At 58.7% G+C, this 19,625-nt stretch carries 17 protein-coding genes and 1 pseudogene; 12 read left to right on the plus strand and 6 right to left on the minus strand.

The genetic code is table 11. The features are described from left to right. Positions 1 to 29: 29 nt before the first annotated feature. Genes ACR1XV_RS17080 through metC form a run of 3 tightly spaced genes read right to left on the minus strand, consistent with a single transcriptional unit; the run spans position 30 to position 2,750 of the window. On the minus strand, positions 30 to 914 hold the full coding sequence (locus ACR1XV_RS17080) for an MBL fold metallo-hydrolase (protein WP_480533512.1): 885 nt from the start codon (positions 912 to 914) through the stop codon (positions 30 to 32). 14 nt (positions 915 to 928) lie between these two features. Next, complete coding sequence (locus ACR1XV_RS17085) at positions 929 to 1,564, minus strand: VOC family protein (protein WP_480533514.1); 636 nt, start codon at positions 1,562 to 1,564, stop codon at positions 929 to 931. Between the two features lie 10 nt (positions 1,565 to 1,574). Continuing rightward, positions 1,575 to 2,750: a cystathionine beta-lyase gene (gene metC, locus ACR1XV_RS17090; protein WP_480533516.1), complete on the minus strand. Its 1,176-nt coding sequence runs from the start codon at positions 2,748 to 2,750 to the stop codon at positions 1,575 to 1,577. Between the two features lie 92 nt (positions 2,751 to 2,842). Between metC and ACR1XV_RS17095 the strand changes: the two genes are divergently transcribed. Together ACR1XV_RS17095 and ACR1XV_RS17100 are read left to right on the plus strand one after the other, a co-directional pair. After that, positions 2,843 to 5,176 carry a molybdopterin-dependent oxidoreductase gene (locus ACR1XV_RS17095; RefSeq protein ID WP_480533518.1) on the plus strand — a complete coding sequence of 778 codons (2,334 nt, stop codon included), beginning with the start codon at positions 2,843 to 2,845 and terminating at the stop codon, positions 5,174 to 5,176. Next, positions 5,173 to 5,940, plus strand: a complete 768-nt coding sequence (locus tag ACR1XV_RS17100) for an IclR family transcriptional regulator (protein ID WP_480533520.1) — start codon at positions 5,173 to 5,175, stop codon at positions 5,938 to 5,940. Before ACR1XV_RS17095 ends, ACR1XV_RS17100 begins: the two co-directional genes overlap by 4 nt. A 26-nt stretch (positions 5,941 to 5,966) precedes the next feature. On the opposite strand, the gene ACR1XV_RS17105 is transcribed toward ACR1XV_RS17100, so the two are convergent. Then, positions 5,967 to 6,365 (minus strand): rhodanese-like domain-containing protein, encoded by a 399-nt coding sequence (locus tag ACR1XV_RS17105; RefSeq protein ID WP_480533522.1) that lies wholly within the window; start codon positions 6,363 to 6,365, stop codon positions 5,967 to 5,969. A 132-nt stretch (positions 6,366 to 6,497) separates the two neighbouring features. Here ACR1XV_RS17105 and ACR1XV_RS17110 point away from each other — a divergent pair, with 132 nt between their 5' ends. From ACR1XV_RS17110 to ACR1XV_RS17145, 8 genes are all read left to right on the plus strand, one after another. Next, positions 6,498 to 7,772 (plus strand): NAD(P)/FAD-dependent oxidoreductase, encoded by a 1,275-nt coding sequence (locus ACR1XV_RS17110; protein ID WP_480533524.1) that lies wholly within the window; start codon positions 6,498 to 6,500, stop codon positions 7,770 to 7,772. A 6-nt stretch (positions 7,773 to 7,778) separates the two neighbouring features. Continuing rightward, a complete protein-coding gene (locus tag ACR1XV_RS17115; RefSeq protein WP_480533526.1) occupies positions 7,779 to 9,845 on the plus strand; it encodes a hydantoinase/oxoprolinase family protein in 2,067 nt (688 codons plus the stop codon). 3 nt (positions 9,846 to 9,848) lie between these two features. Next, on the plus strand, positions 9,849 to 11,495 hold the full coding sequence (locus tag ACR1XV_RS17120) for a hydantoinase B/oxoprolinase family protein (protein ID WP_480533528.1): 1,647 nt from the start codon (positions 9,849 to 9,851) through the stop codon (positions 11,493 to 11,495). A 6-nt stretch (positions 11,496 to 11,501) separates the two neighbouring features. Beyond that, positions 11,502 to 12,248, plus strand: a complete 747-nt coding sequence (locus tag ACR1XV_RS17125) for an SDR family NAD(P)-dependent oxidoreductase (protein WP_480533530.1) — start codon at positions 11,502 to 11,504, stop codon at positions 12,246 to 12,248. After that, complete coding sequence (locus tag ACR1XV_RS17130) at positions 12,245 to 14,146, plus strand: propionyl-CoA synthetase (protein ID WP_480533532.1); 1,902 nt, start codon at positions 12,245 to 12,247, stop codon at positions 14,144 to 14,146. The genes ACR1XV_RS17125 and ACR1XV_RS17130 overlap by 4 nt, the downstream gene beginning before the upstream one ends. Next, a complete protein-coding gene (locus ACR1XV_RS17135) occupies positions 14,143 to 14,487 on the plus strand; it encodes a RidA family protein (protein WP_480533534.1) in 345 nt (114 codons plus the stop codon). The genes ACR1XV_RS17130 and ACR1XV_RS17135 overlap by 4 nt, the downstream gene beginning before the upstream one ends. Before the next feature lie 14 nt (positions 14,488 to 14,501). Next, positions 14,502 to 15,245 (plus strand): amino acid ABC transporter ATP-binding protein, encoded by a 744-nt coding sequence (locus ACR1XV_RS17140; RefSeq protein ID WP_480533536.1) that lies wholly within the window; start codon positions 14,502 to 14,504, stop codon positions 15,243 to 15,245. Positions 15,246 to 15,497: 252 nt separating this feature from the next. Beyond that, a complete protein-coding gene (locus tag ACR1XV_RS17145; protein ID WP_480533538.1) occupies positions 15,498 to 16,178 on the plus strand; it encodes an IS6 family transposase in 681 nt (226 codons plus the stop codon). A 311-nt stretch (positions 16,179 to 16,489) separates the two neighbouring features. Here ACR1XV_RS17145 and ACR1XV_RS17150 read toward each other — a convergent pair whose 3' ends face one another. Both ACR1XV_RS17150 and ACR1XV_RS17155 read right to left on the minus strand, forming a co-directional pair. Next, entirely contained in the window at positions 16,490 to 17,146 is a 657-nt protein-coding gene (locus tag ACR1XV_RS17150) for a 4'-phosphopantetheinyl transferase family protein (protein WP_480533540.1), read from the minus strand. Between the two features lie 236 nt (positions 17,147 to 17,382). Next, positions 17,383 to 18,057: pseudogene (locus ACR1XV_RS17155) on the minus strand (IS5 family transposase); the annotation flags it as partial. A gap of 716 nt (positions 18,058 to 18,773) precedes the next feature. On the opposite strand from ACR1XV_RS17155, the gene ACR1XV_RS17160 reads away from it, so the two are divergent. Both ACR1XV_RS17160 and ACR1XV_RS17165 read left to right on the plus strand, forming a co-directional pair. Next, a complete protein-coding gene (locus ACR1XV_RS17160; RefSeq protein WP_480533542.1) occupies positions 18,774 to 19,418 on the plus strand; it encodes an MBL fold metallo-hydrolase in 645 nt (214 codons plus the stop codon). After that, a partial coding sequence (locus tag ACR1XV_RS17165) for a condensation domain-containing protein (protein WP_480533544.1) occupies positions 19,418 to 19,625 on the plus strand: 208 nt, incomplete at its 3' end. The genes ACR1XV_RS17160 and ACR1XV_RS17165, both read left to right, overlap by 1 nt.

Consider the following 19,625-nt stretch of genomic DNA (forward strand, 5'->3'; position numbering starts at 1 on the left):
AAATTGGGTCTTATTTTGTTGGTTAGAGATCAAAGCTTGTTGATGGGGGTCTTGAGCATCATGTTCCCCTCTTCATCTTCGGGCACCTCACCGGCGCGCATGTTCACCTGAAGCGAAGGCAGGATGAGTTTTGGGACGGCCAGCTGCGCGTCGCGTTCATTGCGGAACTTGATGAACTCTTCACGGGATTTGCCGCCGCCAACATGGATGTTCTTGGCCTTCTGCTCGCCAATGGTGGTTTCCCATGCAACCGCGCGCCCACCGGGGCCGTAATCGTGGCAGATGAAAAGCCGCATCTCATCGGGAAGAGACAGAACCCGCTGGATCGAGTCATAAAGCTGCCCTGCATCGCCGCCGGGGAAGTCGGCCCGTGCTGACCCTCCGTCCGGCATGAACAGCGTGTCGCCGACAAAAACGGCGTCACCGATCACATGGACCATGCAGGCCGGAGTATGACCCGGTGTGTGCAGCGCAAAACAGGACATACCGCCCAACTGATACGCCTCGCCATCTGCAAAAAGCGCATCAAACTGCGAGCCGTCGCGTTGAAACTCTGTCCCTTCGTTGAAGATCTTGCCGAAGGTGTCTTGAACGGTTTGTACATGCTCGCCTATGCCGATCTTGCCCCCCAGCTCCTGCTGCAGATAAGGCGCGGCTGACAGGTGGTCGGCATGGACATGTGTTTCGATGATCCATTCAAGGTTCAGATCGTTCTCGCAAATATAGGCGATGACCTGATCGGCGCTTTCAAAGGTCAGTCGGCCTGCTGCAAGGTCGAACTCCATCACCGGATCGACAATAGCACAGGCCGTCGAGCCTGGGTCGCGCACAACATAAGTGATCGTGTTGGACCCCGGGTCAAAGAAACCGATAACCTCCGGTTTTTGCGACAGATTGACCGATGGGATCGTCATAGAGCACCTCTTGCTTAGTCGAGCGTTACCGTACCGTTTGGGGTTTCCAGAACAAAGGAAAGCGCGGTGGGGCCTTCGGAAACCTCTGCCAGATGCGAGATTTGAAGTTTCTCGAACATATCCGTCATACGCGCAGCATCCGGTGTTTGTATCTGCACCTTCGAAAGCGTTACCCCCAGGTTCTGCTGGCCGGTCGATGGGTGTGGACCGGGCGACCATTCGATGAAGACTGGAATCAGGCCGTTTTCCGGCAGGTGTCCGTTTTTTGGCACGGTCAGACGCCAGCTGCGGTCGCCGCGCTGGAAATGGACAACTTCGCCCAGATCAACCGGGCTGGCGGCGATGACGGCATCCAGATCATCGGTGTTCACCACCCAGCACAACGCCCGAGGGCGCGCGTTCAGTCGGTCTTGCGTCGCGGGATCATCAAGAGTGAACCAGCGGACCCGGCCCGGATCGGGGGCATCGGGGTCAATTGCGATCAACTCAAAAAAGCTCCCGTTCCCCGCCTGCATGACGCAGTTATGCGTGCTCATCGCATCGTGTTTCGAGCCTTGCGGCACCTCGACACCCAACGCGTCTTTCATGGCCGCAACGCCTTGGGCCAGAGTGTCTGCGCCGATGGCAAAATGGTCGATCTTGTTGAGCATTCTCAAATCCTTACTGATCAAGCAGGGGGAGGGCGTTTGCGACGTCTGCTTTCAGACTGTCAAGGTCCTCTAACCCGATATTGAAACGGACAAGCTGGCCGGTTTCCGACCACTCGGTCGCTGTGCGTACGGGTGTGACCGGCAGGGCAAGGCTTTCATATCCGCCCCAGCTGACCCCTATTCCGAAATGGTGCAACGCATCGACAAAGCGATGCGCCGCGCTTTCGCTTGTGGTGTGGAAGACGACGCCAAACAGCCCCGCAGCGCCGGCAAAATCCCGCGCCCAGTTCTCGTGACCCGTGCAGGAAGGTAGTGCCGGGTGCAGAACGGTTTTCACCTGCGGCTGGTCCGCAAACCACTTTGCCATTTCGCGACCGGCTTTGTCGAAATACTCCATCCGCAGCTTCAGGGTTCTGAGCCCGCGCAGGGTCAGCAGGATTTCCTGTCCACCGGTTTTGTCGCCGATCTGCATGACCGCCTGGCGAATGATCTTTGCATACGCCGCTTTGCTGGCGGTGATCCCCAACATGCAGTCAGAATGACCTGAGATATATTTGCTGCCCGAATAGACAACGATGTCGACACCGCAAGACAGGGGTTGGCTGAATACGGGCGTTCCCCATGTGTTGTCGAGAATCGTGGGCACATTTGCCGATTTTGCCGCTGCTGCGATGGCCCGGATATCGGGCATCTCGAACGTGCCGGAGCCCGGGCTTTCGAACATGATTGCAGCGGTTTCGGCGCGGATCAGATCGCTGATCGCGCTGCCCACCATCGGATCGAAATACTCGATCTCGACCCCTTGCTGGGTCAGCAGCCCGTCGCAAAACCCACGCGTGTTGCCATAAACGTTGTCGGCGACCAGAACGTGGCAGCCGGGGCGGGTCAGCGCCATCAGGGTTGTGGCGATCGCAGCCACCCCCGAAGATGTCAGCGTGATCGCCTCGGCGCCTTCAAGCTTTGCCAGCATCTGCTCAAGCTTATGGGTCGCGGCATTGCCATAGCGCCCATAATAGAGTGTGCCGCTTTCATAGCGCGCGTCGCGCGCGGCGTCGAACTCAGCAAAGCTGTCGAAAACCATTGTTGAGCCAAGCTCGATTGGCATATTCACGTGCCGACCCTCTTCGCGATCGGGTCGACCATCCTGCACCAGGCAGTCTGCTAAACTGAATGGGGTGTCCTGCACTTTTGCGCCCTCTGAAGTCGTTCGGAATGATGACAGCCCACTTATTTTGTGTCAATATTCAGAAAGATAGTTTATTATATCGGAACAACAACGTGACCGAAGAAACCTCCCGGACCCTGACAGGTAACCATTGGGGTGCGGGTATCTCTGAAACCAGAAATGGCAAACTGGTGGCGGTGCATGCGCACCCGGATGATCCGAATCCCTCTGAGATCAACCGCAACATAGCTTCAAGTCTGAATGGCAAAGCGCGCGTCCTGCGCCCCGCGGTCCGTCGCGGCTGGCTGGACGGGAAGGGGGTGCGAGGACGCGACAGCTTTGTCGAAGTCAGTTGGGACGACGCGCTGGATCTGATTGCCACCGACCTGACCCGGGTGCGTAGCGAGCATGGCAATCAGGCGATTTTTGCCGGGTCCTATGGCTGGTCAAGCGCGGGGCGCTTTCACCATGCCCAAAGCCAGCTCAAGCGTTTCCTGAACGGGCAGGGCGGTTTTGTTCGCTCTGAGGGCAATTACAGCTACAACGCGGCCCTTGTGCTGATGCCTTACATTGTTGGCCCGTTCAGAGCGCATGTTGCGCAGGCCACCCGATGGCCGGTGATTGCCAAACACTCCGATCTGGTGGTGATGTTTGGCGGTATGGCCACACGCAACACACAGGTCAGCGATGGCGGCGTGGCGCGCCATAGAATGGTGGACAACCTGAAAGCCTGCTCTGCATCCGGCGTGAAATTCGTAAGTTTCAGCCCGTTGAAAACGGATGCCGATGCCGAGATCGGGGCAGACTGGGTGCCGCCCAAGCCCGGCACCGATACCGCCGTTATGATGGGGCTGTCGCACACACTTCTGACAGAAGGTCTGCACGACGCGGAATTCCTTGACCGGTATACGGTCGGATTCGACAAGTTCGCCGCCTACCTTCTGGGCGATTCCGATGGCATCGCCAAATCCGCCCGGTGGGCGGCGTCGGCCTCGGGTGTTCCTGCGGATCGCATCGTTTCGCTGGCGCGGGAAATGGCGGCGGGCCGTACAATGATCACCTGCGCCGCAGCACTTCAGCGGGCCGACTATGGCGAGCAGCCGTTGTGGATGACGGTCACGCTGGCGGCGATGCTTGGGCAAATCGGGTTGCCCGGTGGCGGTTACACGATCGGCTACGGTGTGAACGCCAATATCGGCAATATCGAGCGCCCGTTCCGCTGGGGGACATTGCCGCAGGGTAAAAACCCGGTGTCTGACGTCATCCCGGTGGCAATGATATCGGACATGCTTCTCAACCCCGGCGGCACCTACACCTACAAGGGCGAGGATCGGATTTTTCCGGATATTCACCTGGTCTGGTGGGCCGGTGGAAATCCCTTCCACCACCATCAGGATTTGCGTCGTCTGCACACGGCGTTCCAGCGCCCCGAAACCATCATCGTGAATGAGCTGAACTGGACATCGACGGCGCGGCATGCAGATATCGTCCTCCCCGTAGCGGCCCCGCAAGAGCGCACGGATTTTGGGGGCGGTAAATCAGACAACGCTCTGGTGCCTATGCCTGCAAGTGCCGAACCGCGAGGGGAAGCGCGGGCAGAGTTCGACATCTACGCTGATCTGGCCGAACGTTTGGGCACTGCCGAGCAGTTCACCGAAGGGCTGGACATCGACGGCTGGCTGCGTCGGATCTGGGCCCAAACGCAGGACGCGGCAGTGGCAAGCGGTGAAATCTTGCCTGACTGGGATATCTTCATTCAGGGCGACATAGTCGAACTGCGCGATCCGTCTCCGGCGCAGGTGTTCATGGCTGAGTTCCGGCATGACCCCGAAGCGAATCCGTTGCAGACGCCCAGTGGTCGAATCGAAATCTTCTCGGATCGTATTGCAGGGTTTCAGTTGGACGATTGCAAAGGGCATGCAACATGGTTTGAGCCGCGCGATACCGCTGCGGGTACGCAGCCACTCTATCTCTTGTCCGGCCAGCCGGGCACGCGGCTACACTCCCAACTGGACAACGGCGACTATAGCCGCAGCCTGAAAATAAAAGGGCGCGAGCCGGTTCTGATCCATCCAGATGACGCGGCATACCGGGGGATAGCGGATGGCGACATCGTCGAGTTGTTCAACGATCGTGGCCGCTGTCTGGCGGGTGCGCGCGTTACGGCTGACATTCTGAAAGGCTGTATCTTCTTGTGGACCGGGGCCTGGTACGATCCCGATTATGTCGCGCCGCAAGAGCGTGACCGACATGGTAACCCAAATGTTCTGACCCATGATCTGCGCACGTCCAGCCTGACCCAGAGCCCGGCGTCACATTCCACAATGGTCGATATGCGGCGTTATGATGGAGAGGTCCCCGACGTGACGGTTCATGATCAACCCGCATTTGAAGGCGTTTCACGTTCTGCTATACAGACTAAACTGCGCAAAAAGGACCAGTTGTGAACGAAGCACCCAAAGCACCGAAGGTGGATTCTACGTTGTCCAAGGGGTTGGCGATTCTGGAGAACCTCGCCGCATCTCAGGGCAGCAAAGGCGTGACCGAACTGTCGCGCGAACTTGACCTGACGAAGTCAAACACATTTCGCCTTTTGCAGACCCTGAACACGCTTGGCTATGTCAAACACCTGGATGACAAGACCTATGCCGCAACCTTGAAAACCTGGCAGGTCGGGCGCAGTTCGGTTGAAAATCTGAACCTGCGTGCCGCCGCCGCGCCCGAGATGGCGTATCTGAGTCAGGAAACCGGCGAGGCGATCTATCTGGCTGTGCCAGAAGGCCTCAGCGTTATCTATATTGATAAGGTGGAAAGCCTAAAGCCGATCCGGTCCTGGAATCCTGTTGGTGGAAGCGCACCCATTCACTGTGTCGCAACGGGCAAGGCCATTCTGTCGCGCAATTTTGAGCAGTTGCGCGAAAAGCTGGATGGTCAGTTGGCGAGGTACACTGACAAAACCCTGACAACGCTGGAGGAAGTGGCCACTGATATAAAGGAAACCCGAAAACGGGGCTATGCCTTTGACCAGGGGGAATTCCGCGATCGTATTCTGAGTTTTGGCGCGCCCATCCTGTTGCCCGATGGCGAGGCGATTGCCGCGCTGGGTATCTCTTTACCCGATATCAACCTGACCGAAGGGGGCGAAGATCGGCTCGGCAGGCTGGTTCACCATGCCGCGGAGGGCGTATCACAGAAGCTGCGGCAGCTTTAGGCCACAGCTTCCGTTGGATTTCAGACTTATTTCTCTACCTTCTCAACCGGGCCGCCGGATTTTTCCCAGCTGCCAAAGCCTTCCTTCAGGTGGGCGGCATCGAAGCCCATGTCCTGCAGGGTGGCCACGGTGATGGCCGAGCGCCAACCCGAGGCACAGTGGAACACGTACTTCTTGTCTTCCTGAGCGAATACGTCTTTGTGGTAGGGGCTATCGGGGTCGACCCAAAACTCGATCATGCCGCGCGGGGCGTGGAAGCTGCCGGGGATGAACCCGGTGCGCTGACGTTCCCGCACATCGCGGATGTCGACGATAACGACATTCGGGTCATCGACCATTGCTATAAGATCCGCTGTTTCGATCTCCTCGATGCGGTCGCGAGACTCCTGCACCATCTGCGCAGCTGTTTTCTTTAGCTTAGCCATGTCTATTGTTCCGGTATTTAAAACGATCTTTTCATATATTGACACACAAATAAGATCGTTGCAACCTGTCTTGGTTGGAATCGCCTGACTAAGTGGTGTGTTCCCGGTCTTGATAGTGGAGGGTGCTCGCGCATGAAAACAGACAGCCCAATCTCTCTTTGGGATGTTTCCGCTGAAGAACCTGACATCCGCAACCCGATGACTGGCGACACAGAAGCTGAGGTCGCAATCGTTGGTGGCGGTTTTACCGGCCTTTCGACAGCGCTCTACTGCGCGGAGAATGGGAAAAGTGCCCATGTACTTGAGGCAAACCATATCGGGTTCGGCGGGTCGGGTCGCAATGTGGGGCTGGTCAATGCCGGGGTCTGGCACCCGCCGGCTGCCGTTCGGAAAAAGCTGGGTGACACCTACGGGCCGCGCTTCGTTCAGTGCTTTGGCGAAGGGCCGGCGAAAGTGTTCGATCTGATCGAAAAGCATCAGATCCGCTGCGAAGTCACCAAGACCGGAACAATCCACGCCGCACATGCGCTATCGGGTTTCAAGGATCTTGAGGCCCGTCATGCGGAATGGGCACGCCTAGGTGAACCGGTTGACCTGCTATCTGCCGAAGAAATGGTTGGCGTGACCGGGACAAGCGCGTTTTACGGCGGTCTGCTGGATCACCGTGCAGGCACGATCAATCCGATGGGCTATTGCCGGGGTCTGGCCCGTGCCGCAAAAGGGGCCGGAGCCGAGATCAGCACGGGCGTCCGCGCCACCAAACTGCGCCGGGATGGCGAGATGTGGGTGGTCGAAACCGACAAGGGGACGGTCCGGGCGAAATACGTTGTGCTGGGCACGAATGCCTACAGTGACGACCTTTGGCCGGGTCTGAGCCGGGTCTTCACGATGATCCACTATTTCCAACTGGCCACCAAGCCGCTGAAATCGGACATGTCCCACATCCTGCCCGGTCGTCAGGGCATATGGGATACCGGCCAGATCATGTTCAGCATCCGCCGCGATATGTTTGACCGTCTGGTCATTGGGTCGATGGGCACCGTGGTGGGCTCGGTTGGCCGTGGATTGTCGCATCGCTGGGCCAAGAAAAACCTCGCGCGCCTTTATCCCGAATTGGGTCCGGTAGAATTCGAAGAGGCCTGGCATGGCCAGATTGCCATGACCCCCGACCACCTGCCGCGAATCTATCAACTGGCCCCGAACCTGCTGACCCCCATTGGCTATAACGGCCGCGGCATCACCACGGGCACCATCTTTGGCGAATGCATGGCCAAGCTGATTTCGGGCATGGACTCGGCGGAGCTGCCGCTGCCAATGACCGAGCTTTCAACCGTCCCGTCGGCCCCGATCATGTCCCGTCTGTATCAGACGGCGTTTACGGCCAACCAAATCCTCAAGAGCCTTTAGAGTCCCATGAGCAAGATTGATATTCGCGTCGGCGTCGACATTGGCGGAACCTTTACGGATGTGGCCCTTCAACATCCCGGCGGTCTGTCCACCTGCAAAGTTCTGACCAACTACAGCCAGCCGGAACAGGCGATTCTGGACGGGATCGTCAAGGCGGCGGATCAGGCCGGTCTAGCGCTGGGGGATATCGGGCAGGTCATTCACGGCACCACGCTCGTGACCAATTCACTGATCGAACGGCGAGGGGCAAAGACCGCCTTTATCACCACCGAAGGGTTCCGGGACGTGATCGAGATGCGCTCGGAAAACCGGTTCGAGCAATACGACCTGAACCTCAACCTGCCGAAACCGCTGGTACCCCGCCAGGACCGGTTCACCCTGAACGAACGCATTGGCCCGGACGGAGAGGTTCTGCTGGCGTTGGACCTGTCTGAAGTCAACGCGATGGTCGACACGATCAAGGCGCGGGGCTTCGAGGCTGTGGCCATCGGGCTGATGCACGCCTATGCCAACGATGCGCATGAGGTCGCCATGGGCGAGGCGCTGCGCAAGGCGCTGCCCGATCTGTCGATTTCGCTGTCTTCGGTGATCTCGCCTCAGATGCGCGAGTTGCCGCGTTTCAACACGGTGATCGCCAACGCCTATGTGCAACCCCAGGTCGCCGACTATCTGGGCCGTCTGGTGGCTCGCCTGCGGGAGACAGGCGTAGATGCCCCGGTTTTCATGCTGCACTCCGGCGGCGGGCTGATCTCGGTCGAAACCGCTGCGGAACAGCCCGTGCGCCTGCTGGAATCCGGCCCTGCAGGCGGCGCAATCTTTGCCGCCGACTTTGCGCGCGCGCATGGACTGGACAAGGTGCTCAGCTTTGATATGGGCGGGACCACCGCCAAAATCTGCCTGATCGAAGACGGCGCGCCCAAGACCGCCAACACCTTCGAAGTCGCGCGCACCTATCGGTTCAAAAAGGGCTCGGGCATGACCGTGTCGACGCCCGTTGTCGAAATGGTCGAGATCGGTGCCGGGGGCGGCTCGATTGCCTCGGTTGACAGCATGGGGCGTTTGCAAGTGGGGCCGCGCTCGGCCGCATCGGAACCCGGACCGGCCTGCTATGGGCGTGGCGGGACCGAGCCGACGGTGACGGATGCGAACCTGCTGCTGGGCCGTCTGGACCCGGACAATTTTGCCGGCGGTGCGATCCCGTTGCACATGGCGGAATCCGAGAAGGCCGCCGCCAAACTGAACGTCTCTGCCGGGGATGCCGCCTTTGGCATCACCGAACTGGTGGACGAGAACATGGCCAACGCCGCGCGGGTTCACACGGTTGAGAACGGGCGCGACATCGAACATTTCACCATGATTGCCTTTGGCGGTGGTGCCCCGCTGCATGCCTGCCGTCAGTGCGAGAAACTGGGGATCAAGGCGCTGATCATCCCGCCGGGCGCGGGGGTGGGCTCGGCCATCGGGTTCCTGAAGGCTCCGTTCAGCTTTGAGGCAACGCGCGGGTTGTTCCAGCGTCTGGACGATTTCGACGCCGGTGCGGTGAACGCGGCCCTGATCGAGATGGAGGCCGAGGCGCGCGCCTTTGTGGAAGAGGGTGCGAAAGGGGCCGATACCGAGATTCGCCTGACCGCACAGATGCGCTATTCCGGGCAGGGCTGGGAAATTCCGGTCGTGTTGCCGCACAAGCAGTTTGAAGACAGCGATGTGTCGCTGATCCTCAAGGCTTTTGAGGATGCCTATCGCACCCTCTTTGGCCGGATCATCGACGGGCTTGCGGTGGAGATCACCAACTGGCTTCTGACTGTCTCGACGGTTCTGCCCGATGCCGAACCCGTCGTTGGTCATAACAGCGGGTCGGACGCGGATATTGCGCGGATGCGCGAATTCTTCGACGCCGCTTTGCGCAAATCGGTCGAAGCGCGCGAGGTCGAGCGGTCGAGCATGACTCCGGGCAAGGCGGTCGAAGGCCCCGCGATCATCGTTGAATCTGAAACTTCGACCGTTGTCACCTCGGGTTATCGCGCGGTGGGGCAAGGCGACAGAAGTTTGCTATTGCTGGCGAAGGAGGCTTAAGCCATGGGCGCGTCAGATATTGACCACCAGATCATGTGGAACCGACTGATCGCGGTGGTGGAAGAACAGGCCACAACGCTGATCCGCACGGCCTTTTCAACCTCGGTTCGCGAGGCGGGCGACCTGTCGGCGGGTCTGTTCGACCGCGAGGGTCGGATGATTGCGCAGGCTGTGACTGGCACGCCGGGCCACGTGAATGCCATGGCGGAAAGCGTCACGCATTTCGCTGCCCAGATCGGACCGCAGAACACTTTTGATGGCGATGTCTTCATCACCAATGACCCGTGGCTGGGCACTGGCCACCTGCATGACATCACTGTGGTCACGCCCGTGTTCCGCAAGGGTGCGCATATCGGCTATTTCGCCTGCACCGCCCATGTGGTGGACATCGGCGGGCGCGGCTTTGGACCGGACGGCAACGAGGTGTTTGAAGAGGGTCTGCTGATCCCCATCACCAAATTTGCCGAGCGCGGTCAGGTGCAGCCCCTGCTGATCGAAATGATCCGCGCCAACGTGCGGACCCCGGATCAGACCGTGGGCGACATGTACTCGCTGGCCGCCTGTAACGAGGCGGGCGACCGCCGCCTGCAGGCGATGATGGATGAGTTTGGTATCGACGATCTGCAATCCCTGTCGGATTTCGTCATCGAGACCAGTCGTAAGGCAACGCTGGAGGCGATCGCCAAAGTGCCCTCGGGCACCTATCACGAGACCATGCAGGTCGATGGCTATGACGCGCCGGTGCATATGAAAGTGACGCTCAGCGTTGAGGGCGATCAGCTTTTGGCCGATTTCGCGGGCACATCGGGCATGAGCCGGTTCGGCGTGAACTGCCCCGAGGTCTATACCCGCGCCTACGCCTGCTACGCGCTGAAATGCGCGATTGCGCCCGAGGTGCCGAACAACACTGGCTCGCTGGAACCCTTCCGGATCACGGCGCCCGAGGGCTGCATTCTGGCGGCCAAACGCCCGGCGCCTGTCTCGGTGCGCCATGTCATGGGCCATCTGGTGCCGGATGTCGTTCTGGGCGCGCTGCACAAGGCGATGCCCGACACCGTCCCGGCCGAAGGGGCAAGCGCACTGTGGAACATTCAGATTTCAGCGCGGGCGTCCGACCCCGAAAGCGGTTTGCCGAACCGTGAGGTGCTGATGTTCAACTCAGGCGGCACCGGTGCGCGCCCCGGTTTTGACGGGCTGAGCGCCACAGCGTTCCCCTCAGGCGTGTCGACCATGAGTGTTGAGGCGACCGAGCATGTCGGGCCGATCACCGTCTGGCGCAAGGATCTGCGCGAAGGGTCCGGCGGGGCCGGGGCCCTGCGCGGCGGTCTGGGCCAGACCATCGAGATTGAACCGCGTGCGGGATATGATTTCTACTTCAACGCCATGTTCGACCGGGTGGAAAATCCGGCGCGCGGGCGCAATGGCGGGCTGGCCGGTGGCGCCGGCGCGGTTGAGCTGTCCGATGGGACAAAACTGCGCTCGAAGGGGCGGCAATTGGTCAAGAACGGTCAGCGGCTGAAACTCAGCCTGCCGGGTGGCGGCGGCTATGGCGCGCCGGAACAAAGGGATCGTGACGCGGTGGCAAGCGATCTGGCTGCCGGTTTCATCACGGCCGAACAGGCCAAGCAAGATTACGGATTTGAAGGATAAACGCAGATGGCTGACACTCCTATTGCAGTTGTAACCGGTGCTGCGCAGGGCATTGGGCTGGCCTGCGCCGAGGCGCTGAGCGAGGATGGCTACAAGGTCATTCTGGTCGATATTCAGGACAGCGTGCACGAGGCCGCCGCGACCGTGGGCGGCGTTGGAATGGTCTGCGATATGGGCGATGTGGACGCCATCAGCGCGATGTTCGACACGATTGAGGGTGAACACGGCCCGGTCTCGGCGCTGGTGAACAACGCGGGTATCGCGATGCCGGGGAACTTCCTGGACTATGATCTGGCTGCCTATGACCGGGTGATGGATATCAACCTGCGCGGCGTATTTGTGGCAATGCAGCGGGTTGCGAACACGATGGTCGAAAAGGGTATCGAGGGCGCGATCGTGAACATGTCGTCGATCAATGCGCAAGTCGCGATCCCGGCGATCCCGGCCTATTGCGCCTCAAAAGGCGGGGTCATGCAACTGACCAAGGTTGCTGCGCTGGCGCTGGCTCCGAAAAACATCCGTGTTAATGCGGTTGGTCCCGGCTCGATTGATACCGAGATGATGGCGGGTGTGAATGCCAACCCCGAAGCCTTCAAGATGGCAATGTCGCGCACACCAATGGGCCGCGCAGGCACCGCGCGCGAGATTGGTGATGTGGTGGCGTTCCTGTGCTCGAAAAAGGCCAGCTATGTCACCGGTGAAACCATCTATGTCGATGGCGGTCGCCTCGGCCTGAACTATGTGATGTCATGAGCTACGTAGACGCATATGCAAGCTGGGAGGCCGACCCCGAGGCGTTTTGGGGAAAGGCCGCCGAGCAGATCGACTGGTTCACGCCAGCGGATAAAGTCTTTGACCCGGATAGGGGCGTCTATGGGCGCTGGTTCGCAGGGGCTACCTGCAACACCTGCTGGAACTGCGTCGACCGCCACGTAGAGGCCGGGCATGGCGACCGCAAGGCGCTGGTCTATGACAGCCCGGTCACGGATACGGTTCAGATCTTTAGTTTTGCTGAATTGCAGGCCGAAGTGGGCGCGCTGGCGTCGGTCATGCGAGCGCATGGCGTCGGCAAGGGCGACCGCGTTGTCATCTATATGCCGATGGTGCCGCAGGCGGTGTTTGCGATGCTGGCCTGCGCCCGTTTGGGGGCGATCCATTCGGTTGTCTTTGGCGGCTTTGCGTCGCACGAGTTGGCCACCCGCATCAATGATGCCGCACCCAAGATGATCATCTCGGCCTCCTGCGGGATCGAGCCGGGGCGGGTTGTGCACTACAAACCGCTGCTGGATGCAGCGATTGAGGAAGCCACCACCAAGCCCGATCACTGCCTGATCCTGCAACGCGACATGGAACTGGCGGATCTGATCCCGGGCCGCGATCTGGACTATGCCGAACTGGTCGGCGCGGCAAAGGTGGCAGGGGACACCACGGAATGCATGCCGGTCGCGGCAACCGATCCGCTCTATATCCTCTATACTTCCGGAACCACTGGCCAACCCAAGGGCGTCGTGCGCGACAATGGCGGGCATATGGTGGCGCTGAAATGGACGATGGAACACCACTATGGGATCAATCCCGGTGAGGTGTTCTGGGCCGCATCCGATGTGGGCTGGGTCGTTGGACATTCCTACATCTGCTATGGGCCGCTGCTGCATGGCTGTGCCACCGTGGTGTACGAGGGCAAGCCCGTGGGCACGCCGGACGCAGGTGCTTTCTGGCGGGTCATTCAGGATCATGAGGTCGCGGCACTTTTCACCGCGCCCACCGCATTCCGCGCGATCAAGAAAGAGGACCCGAAGGGCCAGTTGATCGGGCAGTATGACCTGTCCAAGTTCCGTACCCTTTTCCTGGCCGGAGAACGCTCGGACCCGGCGACGATCCAATGGGCCGAGGAAAAGCTGCAACGCCCGGTGATCGACCATTGGTGGCAGACCGAAACCGGCTGGGCCATGTCGGGCAATCCTGTGGGGCTGGGGCAGTTCCCGGTCAAATACGGCTCACCGGGCAAGCCGATGCCGGGTTATGACATCCGCGTTCTGAACGATGAGGGCCATGAGGTCGAACCCGGCACGCTGGGCAACATCGTGTGCAAGCTGCCGCTGCCGCCTTCCGGTTTTCCGACGCTTTGGAACGCGCCCGAGCGGTTCCTGACCTCGTATATGAACGAATTCCCCGGCTTCTATGCCACATCGGATGCGGGGATCATTGATGAGGACGGTTATGTCTTCATCATGGCCCGCACGGATGACATCATCAACGTGGCCGGGCACCGCCTGTCGACGGGCGCGATGGAAGAAGTGATCGGGGCGCATCCGGATATCGCAGAATGCGCCGTGGTCGGTGCGGCGGATGCCCTGAAAGGTCAGATGCCGCTGGGGTTCTATGTAACCAATGACGGCGCTTATCGGGATTCGGATGAGCTGGAAAAAGAACTGGTCGCGCTAATGCGGGAACAGATCGGGGCCGTCGCTGCCTTTAAAACAGCCATTCCGGTCAAACGGTTGCCCAAAACACGCTCGGGCAAGGTTTTGCGCGGGACAATGCAGAAGATTGCCGACAGTGTTGAGTTCAAGATGCCGGCAGCCATAGATGACCCGATCATTCTGGATGAGATTTCCGAGGCGCTGAAAGGCCGGGGGCTGCTGAAATGATTGAACGTCTCCAAACCGGGGCGCGGATGTCGAAGATCGTCAAGCACAATGGCGTGGCCTATCTGTGCGGTCAGGTCGGCGCGGGTGACTGCGTCACCGAACAAACGCAGGACTGCCTGTCGCGCATAGATGCCCTGCTGGCCGAGGCGGGCTCGGACCGCGAACATATCTTGCAGGCCATTGTCTGGCTGCGCGATATGGCGGATTTTGCCGAAATGAATGCTGTCTGGGATGCCTGGGTACCCGAGGGTCACGCGCCCGCCCGCGCCTGTGGCGAAGCCCGCTTGGCAAGGGGCATATTGAAAGTCGAGATCATCATCACAGCCGCAATAAAAACCTGAAGGGGAGAACGCCCATGTCGGAAACGCCAGCCGTCAGACTAAGCAAGGTGGAAAAGTACTACGGGTCTTTCCACGCCCTAAAGAACATCAATCTGACCGTGACCAGGGGCGAGAAAATCGTCGTCTGCGGGCCGTCTGGGTCGGGCAAGTCGACCATGATCCGAACGATCAACCAGCTTGAAGAGCATCAGTCCGGCCTGATTGAGATCAACGGCCATGCGATTAGCGCCGAAGATCCCAATATCGACAAGCTGCGGCAGGATGTGGGTATGGTGTTTCAGCACTTTAACCTGTTCCCGCACATGACGATTCTGGAGAACTGCACACTGGCCCCGATGTTGGCCCGCAAAATATCCCAGACCGAGGCGGAAGAGACCGCGACGATGTTTTTGGAAAAGGTCCAGATCGCAAATCAGGCCCCAAAATATCCCGGTCAGTTGTCAGGGGGTCAGCAACAGCGTGTCGCCATCGCCAGGGCGCTGTGCATGAAACCCGATATTCTGCTGTTTGACGAGCCGACCTCGGCGCTGGACCCCGAGATGATCGGTGAGGTTCTGGACGTTATGGTACGTCTGGCTGAAGAAGGCATGACGATGATCTGCGTCACCCACGAGATGGGGTTTGCCCGCAAGGTGGCCGACCGGGTCATCTTCATGGACGCCGGTGAGATCATTGAAGAGGACGATCCCGAAAGCTTCTTTACTAATCCAAAAAGCGAGCGGACCAAGAACTTCCTAGAGCAGGTGCTGGTTCACTGAAAAAGCACGCAAACTGCTTTCCGGATCGCAGAAGCATCTATCCAATGCGGCTTGCATGAGCAAATCGCTAGATCATCTCCCCAGCGAACTTCCCAAGTAACCTACGGCATCTTTTTAGGAGTGATTGGCCGAATGAGGATATTAGCCTTCATCCGAAAACAACTCAGGGGTTCTGTTGCAAACTTTGACGATTGACGCTCGAGAATGCAGAGAGTGAATAGCCGCTGGTATTTATCAGCCGAAAGACTACTCATGATTTCCTTCAAGGGCGCGCAATACCCGAAAGATGTGATCCTATTCGCGGTGTTCTTTTACGTTCGATATGGTGTTTCATACCGTGACCTGGAGGAAATTATGGGTGAGCGTGGTGTTTCGGTGGACCACACAACACTGAACCGCTGGGTAACAAGATATTCCGGCGCGATCGCTGAGGCTGCGCGTCGCCGCAAAAGATCCAGCGACCGTTCTTGGAGAATGGATGAGACTTACATCAAGGTGAAAGGCGCGTGGATTTACCTCTATAGAGCTGTCGACAAGCACGGCAAGACGCTTGACTTCATGCTTTCGCAGCGTCGAAACAAACCCGCCGCCACCAAGTTCTTCGCCCGGATGCTGGAGGTCAACGGCCTTCCGAGAAAAATTGTCATCGACAAAAGCGGAGCTAACACGGCTGGCATCAAGGCCATAAACAAGATGCTGAAAGGCTTTGGCTGCCCGCTCCCCATTGAAATGGTCAGGCGGAAATACTTGAACAACATTGTGGAACAGGATCATCGTTTCATCAAAAGACGAACCCGTCCGATGCTCGGCTTCAAGACTTTTGCTTCGGCTTCGGCGACTCTCGCAGGCATCGAAGTCGCGAACATGATCCGTAAAGGTCAATTCACACCAGGACTCTGTCCCTTTCAACAATTTAAAGAGTTGGTCGCCTAACGCTTCAGGTCAGAGGTATTTCTCTGAACTGCAATAAACTTCGCAACAGAACCATCTATACGTCCAATATCCATTAGGTCCGACGACAACGAAATGTCGCACAATCAGGCCGAACATATGAGAGCAACCGATCAGCGCAACGCTAAAAAACTGACCTTGCCAAAGGCGACGCCCTCAGCTGGCTCCAATCTGAGCCATCAAGGGAACCCCTCGCGATTCAAGGTCACGCTGAATGGCTCTAACTGCGGGTCATCGTGGGATGAACGCCAAACTGGGCCGACAATTCTACAGTTACCCCTGCTAACCCATCCTTAGGTCGTCACAGCCGCGAGGCTCAACACATTGCCGCCGATGACCGCGTAGTGGCCCGTCACAATGCTCTCCCCCCAAGGCGGCTCTGGGTGCTCCTCTGAGATGCTAGCGCGAAAGGTGCCTCGTTCAGGTGCCAGCTCCAGCTCGACATCGCCAAATTCAAGAAATGCTGACGTGGCTGGAAAGTAGGCTTTGAACACCGCTTCCTTGATCGTAAAGTAGTGGATCGGCGGCGCGGCCATGTTGGCTTGCTCCGCAGTGCTCATCACGAGGTTGGCCAGATCGTTGCTCAACGTTCTATCGGCCTCCAGATCAACACCGAGCGTCCAGTAGTTGCTCTGGTGTGCAGTCATCGCGATACACAAATCGTCTGTATGGCTGATCGTCCCCACAACACCCGGCGGCCATTGTGGATCACGGTCTGGCCCTTTGAGTATCGCACAATCCTCGAGGCCGAGCTTGCGCAATGACAACCGCGCGGCGGTGCGCCCCGCAATGAACTCATTGCGCCGCTTTGGCACGGCGTGCGCAATGGCGTGCCCCTCATCGCCCAACATAGGTGCTTGCAATTCCGCAATGGGATGGCAGGTGATTGCCACGCCTTTTGGGTTCCACACCAAAAGGCGCTCAGTGATAGCCTCCGCAATGGCTGACACCTCACCCGTCTCCACTAAGCTTCCACGTTCCGCTGGTACATGATCTGCGCTCGTTATGTCCTACAATCGATGCGGCAATTTCTCTTGACAGTTGCCCTTCCATGTCACGCTCCCAAAGGCTGAGGCACCGAGATGCTTTTAATAACCAAGCTTAATCCGTTTGCCGACCGGCCCAATGGCGAGGTTTTGTTGCACAAATCTGGGAGTGGCTGCACTTCACCTTTCCACAGACGGGTTTAGCCTACGGCCTTAGTAACGAGTAAGCCAAGAGTTGTGAACCAGATGAGCACGGCAACACGGATGTGGCGTGGCGGCCGAAGTCTCTCGACATCAGGGATTGGCCCAGCAGTTTCACACATTGCCTCCTGGTTTCGACACGGTTTCGTCGGTGATACCGGCCCTACCGTCGCCAGATAGCGCGGCCGAGATATCGTGATGCATTGGCCGCCTCATTGCGGCCAATGCCCCCTGCACTCGAGGATTTTCATGGTTTGGCGTTCTCGCGCGGAGGAATAACAGCATGGGCATTCCGGGCGGCAATTGCGTCATGGCATTTTCGGGCGTTATAGGCACCATTTGTAGTGACTGATCCGACATCTTGTTCGCATGGGATTTAGTTAAGTAACTCCGGCAGCATATGGGCATCACAAACGCTGCTGTTGGTGACTTCGACGGCCCGAACCTCCCGTGTCTTTTGGTCGATCCCATGTGTATCTTGCGCCAGATGCGGCGTTTGGGTCCACCATGCTTGCGGGCGTTCCACTCACCTTCACCGGCGGCCTTGATGCCTGTGCTATCATTCAGGAGGTTCAGCGGACCGGTGCGCTACGAAAGGGCAAACTTAAGTTCAGGGTTTTCTGGCGGCGGCTCAGAGTGCTGTAATCGGGCACATGCCAATCCAAGCCGACTAGTTCGTGGTCTTGTACTTCGTAGGGGCCAAGTTGCTCATGCCACTCAGATAACATGCTGTATTCGCGGGATGAATCCCCAGCACGAATTGTGCAACAAAGCACCCGCAGCCCATGCTGCGTCGCGCGCCGCGATCAAAGAATGTGAGAGCATCCGGTGCGTTCCCCGGCACGCCGGTCACGGTGAGCCATCACCTTGTTGCGCGATAAGCGGCAGGGGTCAGACGAAGGTGGCCCCGTGGCATGTACCGGTGCCGTCAGACAGCAAGGTCGACAGGACCTTGGCGTCCACCTGCCGCAAATCGGCAAAGTTTCGCTCTTTAAGCGATACTTAGGTGTCAGGTTAATATCGCAGGGGTTGTATTCTGCAACACAGAATGGCAAACATGGCAAAGATTTTACTTAAAGTAGTACAGCCGCGAGGAGTGGATTTTCCAATGATGGGTCGAGTCAGGCCATAGTCCCGGACAAGGCTGCCATCGGTCTTCTTGGCTGCTTGATTGCAGCAGAGTGGCGAGCATGGGCGCTTTTGGCAAAAATTTGTCACGTGCTTCTACGTGTGTCCGAGGGACCGGCGAAGGAAGGGCTTTGCCCTGCGTTTGACATCGACATGAAAATCCAACGCTTGGTGGCTCGCGGTTTTTGACGTGTGACCGGGGCTTGTCGGCGCGCCGTGAGGCGCCGTTCGCTATTTCGGTTTCAGAAGCTGAGGAAGCGTTATGCAGGAAATCGAAACAGGAATTTTTAGGTCCGACCACTTCGAACTTTTTGAGGGCGGCGCCAAGATCTGCAGCTTTATTCTGCAGAGGTCGGAGGGCAATATTCTGGTCTATGGCGGCGGTCGGTTTCGCGATCATAAGGACCGAATACAGGCCATTGGCGGCCTTCGAATCCATGCCATCAGCCACCGCCACGAAACCACCCGCCACCCGGACTGGGTGCGCAACGAATTCGGTGCAACGCGGTATTGCCACAAGGACGAGCTTCCCGCGATTCCCGAGACCTTCGGGGTCGACGTCGCCTTTGGCGACGTACACAGTATCGCACCCGATTTCACCGCACTCCACACACCGGGCCATTGCCCAGGCAGCGCCTGTTTTCTGTGGGACAATGGTGCGAAAACCTATGCGTTCACAGGAGACACCTTGTTTCTGAAGGACGGCGCATGGGATGTCGACATGGCCAATGGGGACCCCTCCGTCGCCGCTGCAAGCCTCCGAACCCTCGCGCAGCGCGATTTCGACGTCATCGTCCCGGGCGTTTACTACGACGGGCTCGACATATTGCCTGTGTCGTCCAGCCAGCTCCGGGTTGAACTGGGCCCGCTTCTGGAGCGCTTGGAAACCGAGCAGGTGCAGGGCTGATGATGTCATTCGACGCGCGCCATGCAACCAGAACGGCGGTGACGTCTTCGGCGCAGGACCGGTTGTGGTTTCTGTTCCGCTCGGGCGGGCCGACGGCGCTTTATAACATGCCGCTGGTGCTCGAGCTTTCTGGCGATCTGGATGTCGACGCGTTGGAGGGAGCGTTTTTCGATGTGCTGGATCGGCACGAGGTGTTGCGGACGACTT

It is taken from the genome of Ruegeria sp. AD2(2025) (assembly GCF_056542385.1).

Excerpts from the sequence above, each read along its gene's own strand:
- ACR1XV_RS17080 (WP_480533512.1), bottom strand. The coding sequence starts at position 914 with ATGACGATCCCATCGGTCAATCTGTCGCAAAAACCGGAGGTTATCGGT.
- ACR1XV_RS17085 (WP_480533514.1), bottom strand. The coding sequence starts at position 1,564 with ATGCTCAACAAGATCGACCATTTTGCCATCGGCGCAGACACTCTGGCC.
- ACR1XV_RS17105 (WP_480533522.1), bottom strand. The coding sequence starts at position 6,365 with ATGGCTAAGCTAAAGAAAACAGCTGCGCAGATGGTGCAGGAGTCTCGC.
- ACR1XV_RS17110 (WP_480533524.1), top strand. The coding sequence starts at position 6,498 with ATGAAAACAGACAGCCCAATCTCTCTTTGGGATGTTTCCGCTGAAGAA.
- ACR1XV_RS17115 (WP_480533526.1), top strand. The coding sequence starts at position 7,779 with ATGAGCAAGATTGATATTCGCGTCGGCGTCGACATTGGCGGAACCTTT.
- ACR1XV_RS17120 (WP_480533528.1), top strand. The coding sequence starts at position 9,849 with ATGGGCGCGTCAGATATTGACCACCAGATCATGTGGAACCGACTGATC.
- ACR1XV_RS17125 (WP_480533530.1), top strand. The coding sequence starts at position 11,502 with ATGGCTGACACTCCTATTGCAGTTGTAACCGGTGCTGCGCAGGGCATT.
- ACR1XV_RS17130 (WP_480533532.1), top strand. The coding sequence starts at position 12,245 with ATGAGCTACGTAGACGCATATGCAAGCTGGGAGGCCGACCCCGAGGCG.
- ACR1XV_RS17135 (WP_480533534.1), top strand. The coding sequence starts at position 14,143 with ATGATTGAACGTCTCCAAACCGGGGCGCGGATGTCGAAGATCGTCAAG.
- ACR1XV_RS17140 (WP_480533536.1), top strand. The coding sequence starts at position 14,502 with ATGTCGGAAACGCCAGCCGTCAGACTAAGCAAGGTGGAAAAGTACTAC.
- ACR1XV_RS17145 (WP_480533538.1), top strand. The coding sequence starts at position 15,498 with ATGATTTCCTTCAAGGGCGCGCAATACCCGAAAGATGTGATCCTATTC.
- ACR1XV_RS17160 (WP_480533542.1), top strand. The coding sequence starts at position 18,774 with ATGCAGGAAATCGAAACAGGAATTTTTAGGTCCGACCACTTCGAACTT.